Source organism: Micromonospora sp. NBC_00858, from assembly GCF_045207365.1.
GTDB lineage: Bacteria > Actinomycetota > Actinomycetes > Mycobacteriales > Micromonosporaceae > Micromonospora.
The window spans coordinates 3519936-3532606 of record NZ_CP108828.1 but is presented as its reverse complement, the minus strand read 5'-3'; the positions used below and the strand labels follow the sequence as shown (position 1 = coordinate 3532606).

Below are 12671 nucleotides of genomic sequence, written 5' to 3'. Positions count from 1 at the left end.
CAGCATGCGCACATGGCTCCCCTCTGTGTCAAGAGGCCGCGGCGAGGGTTGTTCTAGGCTGGGGTCTGGCGGGTCCGGGAAGTGACTTCTCCGAAGAGCCGGCATGGGGATGTGAGCTGGTCACGCTGGAGTCAGTAGTCGTCTCCCGTTGTCCTCCCGGGCCCGTCGCCGTGGCCATCGTGGCGTCGTCGATCATCTGTCGGTAGACGATGTCGGACAGGCGTCGTTTCAGCGCGCGCATCGCTTCCATCGATGTCTTCCCGGTGGCTTTCTTGCGGTCGAAGTAAGCGCGGCCTTCGGTGGGGTTGCGGAGCTGGACGGTGGCCATGATGTGCAGCACCCGGTTGATCTGCCGGTTCCCGGCGCGGGATAGGCGGTGGCGTACCTGCTCGCCGGAGGACGCGTCGATGGGGGCGGTGCCGTTCCAGGAGGCGAAGTGGGCCCGGTTGGGGAACCGGGTGATGGCGCCGACCTCGACCAGCAGCCGGGCGGCGCCGGAGGGTCCGATGCCGTGCAGGTCCATCAGCGTGGTTCCGGTGGACGCCACGAGCTCCTTTAGTTCCTTGTCGGCTTCCTTGGAGCGTTGGTAGACGCGTTCGAGGTCACTGATCAGCTCTGCGGCGACCCGCCGGCGGGTCTTGCCGACGGCGTCACGGGGCCGGACCGTGGCCAGTAGTGCTTTGGCCTGGGCGGCGGACAGGCTCTTCTTCGCGCCACCCGGGATGAGTTCGAGGAGCAGTTGGTGCAGCTGGGACACCATCCGGGTGTGGTCTTCACCAAGTGAGCGGCGGCGGTCTACCAGGATCCGCAGCAAGGCGAGCTGCTCGTCGTTGACCACTGGACGCAGGCCGGCCATGCGGGTGCCGACCAGCGCGATGGAGTGGGCGTCGGTGGCGTCGGTCTTGCGGCCCTGCCCGGTCGCGAACACCCGCGCCCTGGCCGACAGCTTCGGCGGGACGTCGACGACCTGTTCGCCGTCGGTGAGTAGCCGGTTGGCGATGTGCCGACCGATGCCCTGGCAGCCCTCGATCGCCCAGACCCGGTTCGGCCACTGCTTGGCGTACTTCCTCATCGTGGTGTAGCCGTCCCGGCCCGTGTCGAAGCGACCGCCGCCGACGATGGTCTCGTCGCCGGCCATGACCTCGATCGTGGCAGAGCGTTTGTGCGGGTCCATCCCGATGACCACACGGTCTGATGTGACAGTCAACGCGCCCTCCGAAGCTCGATTCACCTGGTTGTCGAGCCGGGAGGGCAACGCTACTTCGAGCCAAGCAAACCCCTCTGGAGCCTCTCCCCGCCCTGGGGCGACGCCCGGGCCGCGCAGGCCAAATGAGAGCCACACGACCAGCGTGGGCAGCCGAAAAGAGAGCGACAGCCCGGGCGCCTCGACCGAAGCCTGGCCGGGCCACGGTCGCAGGTCAATGAAACAAGTAGCCGATGACAGTGCAGTGCCGACCGTAGAAGCTGACGATCTCATGCGGGTATCGGGCCGATCTGATTGCGTCGGGGCCGGCCGCCGCTGCGCGCGGGGTTTCGATCGGGATCCGTGGGCGCTACCGCAGTTGGTCGCGGCGGCGGGTCAGGTAGGCGGTCTCGGCGGTGTTGCCCGCCAGCTCGATGGCTTTGTCGTAGGCCGCACGCGACTGCTGACTCTGGCCCAGCCGGCGCAGCAGGTCGGCGCGGGTCGCGTGGTAGGCGTGATAGCCGGCCAGCTTGTCCTCAAGACGGTCGACGGCCGCCAGCGCCACCTCCGGTCCGTCGAGCTCGGCGACCGCGATGGCCCGGTTGAGGGCGACGATCGGCGAGGAGTCGAGGTGGACGAGTTGGTCGTAGAGGGCGAGGACCTGTGACCAGTCGGTGTCGCGGATGTCGCGGGCGGAGGTGTGCACGGCGTTGATCGCGGCGAGGATCTGGTAGCGACCCGGGGCCACCCCGGCGGCGGCAGCGGCGAGGCGCTCGCGCACGAGCCGGTGGCCCTCGGCGGTCAGCGCCTTGTCCCAGGCCCCACGGTCCTGCTCGTCGAGGGTGACCAGTTCGCCGCTGGCCGAGACCCGGGCGGGGCGGCGGGCCTCGGTGAGCAGCATCAGCGCCAGCAGCCCGGCCACCTCACCGTCCTCCGGCAGCAGAGCGCTGATCAGGCGGGTGAGCCGGATCGCCTCGGCGGTCAGGTCGTGACGCACCGGATCGGTGTCGGGGCCGGTCGCCAGGTAGCCCTCGTTGAACACGAGATACAGCACGGTGAGGACGGCGGCGACGCGTGCCGGGAGATCCTCGGCGGCCGGCACGCGATAGGGGATCCGAGCCGCCTTGATCTTGGCCTTCGCGCGGGTGATCCGCTGCTCCAAGGTGGTCTCCCGCACCAGGAAGGCGCGGGCGATATCGGGCACGGTCAGCCCGCCGACCATGCGCAGCGTCAGCGCCACGCGGGCTTCCATCGCCAGCGCCGGGTGACAGCAGGTGAAGATCAGCCGCAGCCGGTCGTCGTCGATGGCGCCGCGAGGCTCGGGCGGGTCGTCGTACACCATCTGAGCCTCCTTGTGCTTGTCGTCGCGTTTGCTCTCACGCCGTATCCGGTCGATGGCCTTGCGGTTGGCGGTGGTGGTCAGCCAGGCGCCGGGGTTGGGGGGTACGCCGTCGGCCGGCCACCGCTCCACGGCGGTCGCGAACGCCTCGGCCGCTGCCTCCTCGGCGATGTCGAGGTCACCGAAACGCCGGGTCAGCGAGGCGACCACCCGGGCCCACTCGTCGTGGTGGGCCCGGGTGACCGCCTCCTCGACGTCGCTCACTGGAACGGCCGCACCTCGATCTTCCGATCGCAGACCTTCGACGCCTCGGCGGCGAGCTTGAGCGCCACATCCAGATCGGGGACCTCCCACACCCAGACGCCGGCGAGGTACTCCTTCGACTCCACGAAAGGCCCGTCGCTGAACACCGCCTGCTCGCCCCGGTTGTCGATGACCGTGGCCGCGTCGGTGTCCGCGAGTCCGCCCGCGAAAACCCAGTAGCCCTCGGCGCTCAGCCGTTCGTTGAACGCGCTGATGGCAGGCCGCCCGTCCGTGCTGCCGGGATTGCTCTTGTCATCGATCACGGAAACCAGGTACTGCATCTGAAGATCATCTCCTCTGGTATCAAGACAGCGTGGTTCGGCGGTCAGGGACTTCAGGCCGTTGCATACCGCGGGCGCCCGGCCGGCCGGTAGACCTGGATCGTCACGCCCTTCGAGTCGACCCGCGACTCGACCAGGTCGAGCGCAAGATCCGGACCGGTCTCCGGGAACAGTCTCGCGCCCTGGCCGAGGATCACCGGGATCACGATCAGAGTCATCTCATCGACCAGATCGTTCTCCAACAGCCACCGGACCAGGGCGCCACTCCCGTGCACCTGCAGCTCACCCCCGGGCTTGGCCTTCAGCTCACTGATGGCCGCCGCGAGGTCACCGCGGAGAACGGTCGTGTCCTCCCAACGCGGCGCGGTGAGCGTGGTCGAGGCAACGTACTTGGGGGCCTCGTTCAAGGCCACGCCGATGGGATGTGCGCGCATCTGGTCGATCGATCCCCAGGAGCCGGCGAACAACTCGTAGGTGCGCCGGCCGAACAGGAACGCGTCGGCGCGCTGGTAGGTCTGCGTGATGAACGTCCTGGTCTCGTCGTCACCCGCCCCCCGGGCCCATCCGCCGCGCTCGAATCCGTTCCTGCGGTCATCCGACGCGGCGCCGTTTCCCTGCATCACTCCATCGAGGGTGACCTGGGTCATGGTCGTCAGCTTCATGATCGCGGTTCCTTTGCCTTGGCGCCGCCCCTTGTGGGCGGCCTCACCCCTGCTACGAACACCACCGCCCCGATCCGACACCCCCTCCCGGACTTCTTTGAAGAATTTTCCGGGACGCCGGTCGTCATCGCTCCGACAACACGGCAGTTTCGCAGCGATTGCGCTCCGCCTCCTCAAGCACGCCCAGCGCGGACAAGCTCCTGGACCAGATCGATCGATCACGAAGATCCTTACTAGTCGTCCGCACATGCCGCGAACCGCGCGCTACAGAACGTCATGACGAGTTGGGCCGCCCAGCTTCCGGACACGCCGAAGGGGCTGTCTCGCTAACGGTGTTTCCGGCGATCTTGGTTAGTAGGTTTCAGCGGCTGGGAAGCGGTCGCTGAAGGTGATGGCGAAGGCGTTCAACGCGGGTTTCCAGCGCATCGTCCATCGGGTTCTTCCTGCTCCGGTGGGGTCCAGGGACCGGGTCACCAGGTACAGACACTTCAACGCGGCCAGCTCGTTCGGGAAATGCCCACGGGCTTTGACCGCTCGGCGGTAGCGGGCGTTGAGGGACTCGATCGCGTTGGTCGAGCAGATGACCGTGCGGATTTCGAGGTCGTAGTCGAGGAACGGGATGAACTCGGCCCAGGCGTTGTCCCACAACCGGATCACCGCGGGATACCGCCCGCCCCACTTGTCGGCCAGGTCGTCGAACGCGGCCCGGGCCGCGGTGGCGTTGACCGCGGTGTAGATCGGCTTGATGTCCCGCTTCAACTCGTCCCAGTACCTGCGTGAGGTCAGCCGGAACGTGTTGCGGATCAGATGGATGATGCAGGTCTGCACCACCGTGCGGGGCCACACGTTCGTGACGACCTCCGGCAGGCCTTTCAGGCCGTCGCAGACGAGGAAGAACACGTCCTTCACGCCCCGGTTGCGCAGGTCGGTCAACACGCTCATCCAGAACTTCGCACCCTCACCACCCGTGCCGGCCCACAGCCCGAGGATGTCCTTCTCCCCGTCGAGGGTGACCCCGATCGCGGCGTAGAACGGCCGGTTCGCGACCTGCCCATCGCGGACCTTGACCACGATGGCGTCGATGAACACGGCCGCGTAGATCTCATCCAGGGGCCGGTGCGACCAGTCGGTCATCTCCTCGATCACCTTGTCAGTGATCCGGGAGATGGTCTCCTTGCTGACCGAGGCGCCATAGATCTCGGCGAAGTGCGCGCTGATCTCCCCAGTCGTCAAACCTTTGGCATACAACGACAACACCACCTCGTCGACCCCCGACAGGCGGCGCTGCCGCTTACGGACAATCTGGGGCTCGAACGTGCCAGCCCGATCCCGCGGCACATCGATTGGCACCGGCCCCGATGCGTCGGTCAGCACCGTCTTCGGCCTGGTGCCGTTGCGGATGTTGCCCGCGCCGACGCCGGCCGGATCATGTTTCTCGTAGCCGAGGTGCTCGGTCATCTCCTCGTTCAACGCGGTCTCCAGGACCGTCTTGGTCAACTGCTTCAGCAGCCCATCCGGGCCGGTCAGCGACAGGCCCTGCTCCTTCGCGGCCCGCACCAACTCGGCCGCGGCTTTCGCCTCCGCCGACGGCTCGGGCCGCTTCTTACGTCCAGTCTGGTCGTTCAGTGTCGCGGTCATCACGGCACCCTCCTCACCAGGCACAACGCCCGGCAGGTCAGGCCGGAAACACCTTTAGATCCACAGACCCATGCCGAATACAGGACACTCGCTGGACGACTTATCCGAGGGATGTAGCTGGGATCCCTGTGGGAGCCGAGCAGCCCCGGCCGGCGAAGAACGCGCCGGTCGGGCGACCAGTGGCTGGGGCTGTTCCAGGCCCGCAGGCCCGCCGATAGCGACCGTTTCGGACCATCGATCGTGCCCGTCCTCCACGCGTGGGGTGCGATCAGGCGTCGCCGGGCGTGACGAGGCCGGTCTCGTAGGCCAGGACGACCGCCTGCGCCCGGTCGCGGAGGGCGAGTTTGGCGAAGATCCGCGCCACGTGGGTCTTCACCGTCGCCTCGCTCAGGGTCAGCGCCTGGGCCAGTTCGGTGTTGGAGAGACCGCGGCCGAGGAGCGTCAGCACTTCCAGTTCGCGCGGCGTCAGCGCGGCGAGATCCCGGTGGATGGCGGGAGTCGGTCCGTCGCCGGCCGATTGGTCCGCGCTGGCGAAGCGCTGGACGAGCCGCCGGGTTATCGAGGGCGCGAGGAGGGCGTCGCCGGTGTCGACGAGGCGTACGGCGGCGGCGAGGTGGTCAGCGGTGACGTCCTTGAGGAGGAAGCCGCTTGCGCCGAGTGCCAGGGCGGCGTAGACGTATCGGTCGAGGTCGAACGTGGTGAGCATGAGCACCCGGCAGCGGGCGCTGTACTCCAGGATGCGCCGGGTTGCCTCGAGCCCGTCCATCGTCGGCATGCGGATGTCCATGAGCACGACGTTGGGACGCAGCCGCCGCTCGGCCGCCACCGCCTCGGCGCCGTCAGCGGCCTCGCCGACCACGTCGATGCCGCGGGCGGTGAGGATCAGCCGGAAGCCGGTGCGGATCAGCTCCTGGTCGTCGGCGATGAGCACACGCGGCGAGGGCAAAGGCGCCGGCCCGGGCGGTCTGGCAGGGTCGGGCTGGGCCTTCACGGGTGCTCCACCGGGATGCGGGCGCGGACCCGGTACCCGCCGCCGAGCCGCCGGCGGGCGTCGAGATCGCCACCGTAGACCCCAACGCGCTGTCGCAGCCCCAGCAATCCCCGCCCGGCGCCGTCTCCGCTGCGCGGTGCAGGCTGGTCGCCCGTCAGCACGCTGGGACCTCTGGTGAGCACCTCCACCCGCAGCGAGTGCTCGGCGTAGCGGATCGTCACCTCCGCCTTCCCTCCGGTGCCGTGCTTCAGCGCGTTCGTCAGTGCCTCCTGCACGATTCGGTACGCAGTGACGTCGATCCCGGACGGCAGTGGCCGGGCCTCACCGGAGATCCGCACCTCTACCGGCAGGCCGGCGAACGCGATTCGGTCGATCAACGGGCTGAGCCTGCTCAGGCTGGGCTGGGGCGCCAGGTCGGCGCCGTCCGTGGCATCGTCGCCGTCCGCCGCGGGCGCCAGCAAGCCGAGCAGGTGCCGTAGCTCGGTCATCGTGGTCCGTCCGGCGCCCTCCACTGCCGACAGCGCCGCTGCGGCATCGTCGGGCATGGTCGTGAGCACCTCGCGCGCGGCGGCGGCCTGCACGATCATGAGGCTCACGTTGTGGCTCACGATGTCGTGCAGCTCCCGGGCGATGCGGGCACGCTCGGCGTCGACTGCGGTACGGGCTGCGCTCTCCCGCTCCCGTTCAAGGAGCCAACCCCGCTCCTCCAGCGCCCGACGGTGCGCGCGCCGGGCCCGGACGAGTGCGACACCGAGCCATACCGCGGTCGCGCAGGCTGCGACGAGAGCGCCGACCAGCCACACCGCCCCCAATCCCACCCAAGAATCTTCGCAAACGCAGATCGGTGCCACATCATCCCCGGTGCTTAGCCGGTACATCCCTGGGATGACAGCCCCGGTGGTTTACATCCCGGGACCGACGACCGGGCGCTACCCGCGGCCATAGCGTGCTGCCATGACCACTGACACCTGCGTCGTGCAGCTGGACAACGTCCGCAAAGAGTACGGTGACACGACCGCCCTGGACGGCGTGTCGCTCGAGATCCGCACCGGTGAGGCGGTGGCGGTGATGGGCCCGTCGGGCTGCGGCAAGTCCACCATGCTGAACATGATCGCCGGGTTGGACCGGCCGACATCCGGGTCGGTGCGCGTCCACCACGAGGAGCTGAGCCGCCTGAACGAAACGAAGCTGGCGCTGTTCCGGCGGCACCGGATCGGCATGATCTTCCAGTTCTTCAACCTGCTCGACGACCTACCGGCGATAGACAACGTGGCGCTCGCCGCCCAGCTGACCGGTACCAAGGCAGGCCCGGCACGCCAGCGGGCCATGGAACTGCTCGACGAACTCGGCATCGCCGACCGGCGCAACGCGTATCCGGCGGCCCTCAGTGGCGGCGAGCGCCAGCGCGTCGCGGTGGCCCGGGCCCTCATGAACCGCCCGGCACTGCTGCTCGCCGACGAGCCGACTGGCGCTCTGGACAGCCGCTCCGGCGAGCAGGTGATGGACCTGCTGCTGGACCTCAACCAGATCGGACAGACCCTGCTCATCGTCACCCACGACGAGCGGCTCGCGACGCGGTGTGCGAGCCGCGTGGTCGAACTGGCCGACGGGCGGATCACCCGCGAACGCAGTCTGGAACGCGCATGAGCGCCGTGTGGCGGGCCTCGCGGGCCGCAGTCCGGCGACGCCGGGTGCAGACGTTCGTCATCGGCCTGGTCGTCCTGCTCTCCACCACGACGATTGTCGTGGCGCTGGCGCTGCTCGAGGCGTCCTCGGCGCCGTTCGACCGCGCCTTCGCCAGGCAGCAGGGACCACACGCGATCGCCGTGTACGACCCGACCAAGGTCAACGACGTGCAGCTCACCGGCCAGCGAACCGGCGTGGCGGCCGCGGCGGGACCGTTCGGGCAGGTAACGCTCGACCTTACCGAGGGCGGTGGGCCGGGCCCACGGGGTCCGCTGACCGTCGTGGGACGCGCCGACCCGGGCGGCTTGGTGGACCGTCTTAACCTCTGGCAGGGGCGCTGGCCCACGGCCTCCGGCGAGATCGTCCTCAACCAGCCCGAACCCGGCGCCGACTCGAGGGGATTTCCGCCGGACAGCGGAGAGGTGACCCTCGGCGGCAAGCGGTACACCGTCGTCGGCCGGGCCCACAGTCTGAGCCAGACCGCCGACGCCTGGGTGTCACCGGAGCAGATGACCGCGCTGCACCCCACGTCGGTTCAGATGCTCTACCGGTTCACCGGTGACGTGTCTACGAAGTCCGCGGTCCACGCCGACCTGGCCGCCGTCACGGCCGGCCTGCCGGCGGGCGCGCTGATCGCCGCGCAGCCGTACCTCGTGGTCAAGGAAAAGGTCGCCTCGGACATCGGCGTGTACGTGCCGTTCCTCGCCACGTTCGGCATGCTCGGACTGATCGTCGCGGTCGTCATCGTGGGCAACGTGGTCAGCGGCGCGGTCGTCTCCAGCTTCCGGCACATCGGGATCCTCAAGGCGCTCGGATTCACACCGCGCCAGGTTGTCGCCGTCTACCTCGTCATGGTGTCGGTACCCGCCCTCATCGGCTGTGTCCTTGGCACCGTCGCCGGCACCCTCGCCGCCCAGCCGCTGCTGAGCGACGGGTTCGAGGGATTCGGGCTCGACGTCGGCATCAACGTCGGCGTCTGGATCTGGGTCGCCGGGCTGGTCGGCGTGCCGGCACTCGTCGCCCTGGCGGCGTTCGTGCCGGCCGGCCGGGCACACCGACTGTCGGCCGCCGAGGCGATCAGCGCCGGCAGCTCCCCACGGACCGGGCATGGGACGCGGATCCAGCGCTGGCTCGCCGGTTTCCGGCTGTCGCGTCCGGTCACCCTCGGGCTGGGCCTGCCGTTCGCGCGACCGGGCCGGACCGCCTTCACCGTCGTGGCCGTCCTGCTCGGCGTGACCACCGTGACGTTCGCGACCGGGCTGGCCGACACGCTGACCCGGATCTCCACGATCGAAGACCGGGCCTCGGGACAGATCGGGGTCCGGCCGTCCGACGGCCGGACGCGGATCGCCCCCGACGGTCAGCTGCCGCCCACGGGGCCGCAGGCCACCACCAGTCGGACCGACGCCCAGGTCGAGCAACTGCTGCGCGGGCTGCCGGACGTGGCCCGGGTCACCCCCGTCTTCAGACTGCCGGTCCCCACCATCGGGCAGACCCAGCCGCTGACCATCAACTTCGTCCGCGGTGACTACTCGTCGATGGGCTACCAGGACGAGCTCACCGCCGGACGCTGGATGACACGGGTGCACGAGACAGTCGTGCCGTCGGAACTCATGCGTGAGCGCGGACTGAGCGTCGGAGACAAGCTCACCCTGGATCTCGGCGGACGGCGGACGGTGCTGACCGTGATCGGCGAGACGATGGACGGCGCGCCCGGACCGCCCGGCGTGTTCGTGGACTGGCGCGTCCTCACCGACCTCGCGCCGGACCGCGCCGTCAAACCACACGAGGTGTACTACCAGGTCCAGCTCAAGCGTGGCGGCGATGTCGCGGCGTACGTCGCCGCGGTCAAGGCGGCCGACCCGGCGATCGACGCGTGGGACACCTCCCAGCTCAGCGACTTCGCGGTGACCGTGATCGGCTTCTCGTCGGTGCTCTCGCTGCTGCTGTCCACCGTCGCGGCCCTCGGCGTCTTCAACACGGTCGTGCTCAACGTCCGGGAACGCCGCCGCGACCTCGGCATGCTCAAGTCGATCGGGATGACGCCACGCCAGGTCGTCACGATGGTGCTGACGTCGATGGCCGTCGTCGGCGCGGCCGGCAGTGTGCTCGGCATCCCCCTGGGGATCGTTGCGCACCGGTACATCGTGCCGACCGCCGCCGACGCGGCCCGGATCGCCATCCCACACTCGGTGCTGGAGGTGTGGCAGGCGCCGACGCTCGCGCTCATGGCCCTCGCCGGCGTCGTGATCGCGCTCCTCGGTGCACTGGTCCCGGTCCGCGGCGCGGCCCGGCTCACGATCGCCAAGGTGCTCCACAACGAGTGAGCCGTCGCCTCGGGGCCTACGGACGCAGATACCGCAGGCCCCGAGCCGACAGGGTCGAGAGCAGGCAGTGCACTCTTCTGCCGCGATCCGCGCGCTACGCAGCGTCACGACGTGCCGACTCGGCCAGCATGCGCACATGCCGATGTGGGTACGTCGTGTTCAGCGTGAATTGGGTGGCGTTCGACTTCGTCGATCGCAATGATTCCGGCGTGGATCAGCGTCCGCCTCGTTTGATCGAGATCATTTGCAGTGCATCTGATGCAGATCCACTTGGAGGGACCCGGGCATACCCGGACATTCGCTAATGATCTTGCGGCTGTCGGGAAGCTGATCTTTATCGGATGAGCGACTCGGCTCTGTCGATGCGTGGACAGTGCCGAGAGTTGATCTGCAGTCCGACAGGTCGGTGCCTGGTCATCGGTTGACCGACTGGCCGGCTAGCTGATCGCCAAGAAAGCTGCGCCGGTACAGCACGTGCCGTCCATCGCGGGCGCGGGTGATCAGGCCTGTCGCGTGGAGCACCTGCAGGTGCTGTGACACGGCACTGGGCGTCACCGTGAGCCGGCGAGCGATCTCGACCGTCGGCAGCGGCTCGTCGAGGAGGCCGAGCAGCCGCGTTCTGGGCGCGCCGAGGAGCGACGTGAGCGCGGTCGCGTCGGGGGTCGGCGTCGGCGCCCAGAGCGTCGCTACTCCGCGGCAGGGGTATGCCAGCACTGGCGGCTCGTCCGGGCTGACTGGCGGGGCGGGCTTGTAGGAGAACACGGACGGCACCAGCAGCAGCCCTCGGCCGGACGCCGCGACGCGGTGCCTGCCGATCATCTTGTCGATGTGCAGCACGCCGTCGTGCCATCGCAGGTTCGGGTGCATGTCGGCGAAGAGCAGGCGCGCGCCTCCAACGGCCAGTTGTCGGGCGCGGTAGGTCATGTCTGCTTCCAGGACGAGTCGCATCTGCGGCCAGGTCGGCTTGATCGCGATCTCCCAGTAACGCTGCAGGTGGTCGCAGATGGCATCGCGGAGTGCGAGGACAGGAGCATCGTCGTCCGCGGTGATCTCCTGCAAGACGTCCGGAAGCCGGCCACCTACGTACACGGCCAACACGTCGCGGCGAACGACATCCGGAGGCGTCCGGCGTACTGCGGCCAACTCTTCTTCGAAGGTCACGGCGAACTCCGTCGGCCGGGGCGTCAGGAAATCCGCAACGGCGCGGTCTGGCCCGACCAGGGACATCAGCAGGTCGGCACCGGGCGCATCGAGTCTGCCGAGAACCGACCTGCGCCACGGCAGGTGCAGCGCGTACAAGCCGGGCTCGCGCAATACCCGCAGGCTGAGCACGGTCTGGTAGATCGGTGAGATCGCGAAGCGGGTGTCCGCGAGGTCCTCGACGCTGAGCAGGAAGCTGATCATTAAGTCATATGCTACATCATTTGGTGACCGCCGACTCGTGCCGTGGACTTCCAGGCATGACACACCAGATCAACATGACAGACCAGGCCAATCGGCAGCGCACGGCGATCGTCACGGGTGCGGCACGCGGCATCGGCGCTGGGGTGGCCAAGCGTTTGGCGCGCGATGGCCTCGCGGTCGCCGTGATCGACCTGAGCGAGGAAGAGTGCGCCGGCACCGTGGAAGCCATCACCGGCGACGGCGGAACAGCGGCGGCGTTCGCCGCCGACGTCGACGACGAGACGGCCGTGGCCACTGCCGTCGCCCGGATCGCCGCCGAGTTGGGATCACCGACGGTGCTGATCAACAACGCCGGCATCGGCGGCCCCAACGCCGGCGTCGAGGAGACGAGCACCCAGCAGTGGCATGCGGTCACGGGGGTCAGTCTGCGGGGGGCGTTCTTCCTCACCCGGGCCGTGAGCCCCTACATGACGGCGGCCGGCTGGGGACGGATCGTCAACATGTCGAGCATCTCCGCGCTCGGCGATTCCGGCCGCGTCGACTACGCCGCCGCGAAGGCCGGTCTGATCGGCTTCACCAAATCACTCGCCCTCCAGCTCGGACGGCATGGCGTCACCGCCAACGCCATCGCCCCGGGCTTCGTGGTTAGCGACATGACCAGGGTCGCGGCCCAGCGGCGAGGCCGCAGCTTCGAAGAGCACCAGCGGATCGTGGCGCAGACCATCCCGGTCGGCCGGGTCGGCCGGGTCGGCCAGCCCGAGGACATCGCGCACACCGCGTCCTACCTCGTGAGCCCCGAGGCGGGGTTCGTCACCGGCCAGGTCATCTACGTCACCGGCGGGAAGGTGGACTGACGT

General features: G+C 68.8%; 11 protein-coding genes. 3 read left to right on the top strand and 8 right to left on the bottom strand.

From position 1 onward, the window contains the following. Positions 1 to 28: 28 nt before the first annotated feature. From OG990_RS16440 to OG990_RS16410, 7 genes are all read right to left on the bottom strand, one after another. Complete coding sequence (locus OG990_RS16440; protein WP_406081322.1) at positions 29 to 1138, bottom strand: IS110 family transposase; 1110 nt, start codon at positions 1136 to 1138, stop codon at positions 29 to 31. Positions 1139 to 1553: 415 nt separating this feature from the next. After that, on the bottom strand, positions 1554 to 2786 hold the full coding sequence (locus OG990_RS16435; RefSeq protein ID WP_406081320.1) for an RNA polymerase sigma factor: 1233 nt from the start codon (positions 2784 to 2786) through the stop codon (positions 1554 to 1556). Then, positions 2783 to 3106, bottom strand: a complete 324-nt coding sequence (locus OG990_RS16430; protein WP_406081319.1) for a YciI family protein — start codon at positions 3104 to 3106, stop codon at positions 2783 to 2785. Before OG990_RS16430 ends, OG990_RS16435 begins: the two co-directional genes overlap by 4 nt. A 53-nt stretch (positions 3107 to 3159) precedes the next feature. Then, complete coding sequence (locus OG990_RS16425; protein ID WP_406081318.1) at positions 3160 to 3768, bottom strand: dihydrofolate reductase family protein; 609 nt, start codon at positions 3766 to 3768, stop codon at positions 3160 to 3162. A 351-nt stretch (positions 3769 to 4119) separates the two neighbouring features. Continuing rightward, positions 4120 to 5406, bottom strand: a complete 1287-nt coding sequence (locus OG990_RS16420; RefSeq protein WP_406078358.1) for an IS256 family transposase — start codon at positions 5404 to 5406, stop codon at positions 4120 to 4122. A 268-nt stretch (positions 5407 to 5674) separates the two neighbouring features. Then, entirely contained in the window at positions 5675 to 6352 is a 678-nt protein-coding gene (locus tag OG990_RS16415) for a response regulator (RefSeq protein WP_406081317.1), read from the bottom strand. Positions 6353 to 6393: 41 nt separating this feature from the next. After that, positions 6394 to 7209 carry a sensor histidine kinase gene (locus tag OG990_RS16410; protein WP_406081776.1) on the bottom strand — a complete coding sequence of 272 codons (816 nt, stop codon included), beginning with the start codon at positions 7207 to 7209 and terminating at the stop codon, positions 6394 to 6396. 142 nt (positions 7210 to 7351) lie between these two features. On the opposite strand from OG990_RS16410, the gene OG990_RS16405 reads away from it, so the two are divergent. Together OG990_RS16405 and OG990_RS16400 are read left to right on the top strand one after the other, a co-directional pair. Beyond that, a complete protein-coding gene (locus tag OG990_RS16405; RefSeq protein WP_406081316.1) occupies positions 7352 to 8044 on the top strand; it encodes an ABC transporter ATP-binding protein in 693 nt (230 codons plus the stop codon). Beyond that, the gene (locus tag OG990_RS16400; RefSeq protein WP_406081315.1) at positions 8041 to 10410 is read left to right on the top strand and encodes an ABC transporter permease; all 2370 of its coding nucleotides are present in this window, start codon (positions 8041 to 8043) and stop codon (positions 10408 to 10410) included. Before OG990_RS16405 ends, OG990_RS16400 begins: the two co-directional genes overlap by 4 nt. A gap of 414 nt (positions 10411 to 10824) precedes the next feature. Here the strand turns inward: OG990_RS16400 and OG990_RS16395 are convergent, their stop codons facing one another. Further along, positions 10825 to 11814, bottom strand: coding sequence for a MarR family transcriptional regulator (locus OG990_RS16395; RefSeq protein ID WP_406081313.1), 990 nt, complete (start codon positions 11812 to 11814; stop codon positions 10825 to 10827). A gap of 56 nt (positions 11815 to 11870) precedes the next feature. Here OG990_RS16395 and OG990_RS16390 point away from each other — a divergent pair, with 56 nt between their 5' ends. Beyond that, complete coding sequence (locus OG990_RS16390) at positions 11871 to 12668, top strand: SDR family NAD(P)-dependent oxidoreductase (RefSeq protein ID WP_406081312.1); 798 nt, start codon at positions 11871 to 11873, stop codon at positions 12666 to 12668. Positions 12669 to 12671: the final 3 nt, after the last annotated feature.

Excerpts from the sequence above, each read along its gene's own strand:
- OG990_RS16400 (WP_406081315.1), top strand. The coding sequence starts at position 8,041 with ATGAGCGCCGTGTGGCGGGCCTCGCGGGCCGCAGTCCGGCGACGCCGG.
- OG990_RS16390 (WP_406081312.1), top strand. The coding sequence starts at position 11,871 with ATGACACACCAGATCAACATGACAGACCAGGCCAATCGGCAGCGCACG.
- OG990_RS16420 (WP_406078358.1), bottom strand. The coding sequence starts at position 5,406 with ATGACCGCGACACTGAACGACCAGACTGGACGTAAGAAGCGGCCCGAG.
- OG990_RS16395 (WP_406081313.1), bottom strand. The coding sequence starts at position 11,814 with ATGATCAGCTTCCTGCTCAGCGTCGAGGACCTCGCGGACACCCGCTTC.
- OG990_RS16425 (WP_406081318.1), bottom strand. The coding sequence starts at position 3,768 with ATGAAGCTGACGACCATGACCCAGGTCACCCTCGATGGAGTGATGCAG.
- OG990_RS16440 (WP_406081322.1), bottom strand. The coding sequence starts at position 1,138 with ATGGCCGGCGACGAGACCATCGTCGGCGGCGGTCGCTTCGACACGGGC.
- OG990_RS16405 (WP_406081316.1), top strand. The coding sequence starts at position 7,352 with ATGACCACTGACACCTGCGTCGTGCAGCTGGACAACGTCCGCAAAGAG.
- OG990_RS16430 (WP_406081319.1), bottom strand. The coding sequence starts at position 3,106 with ATGCAGTACCTGGTTTCCGTGATCGATGACAAGAGCAATCCCGGCAGC.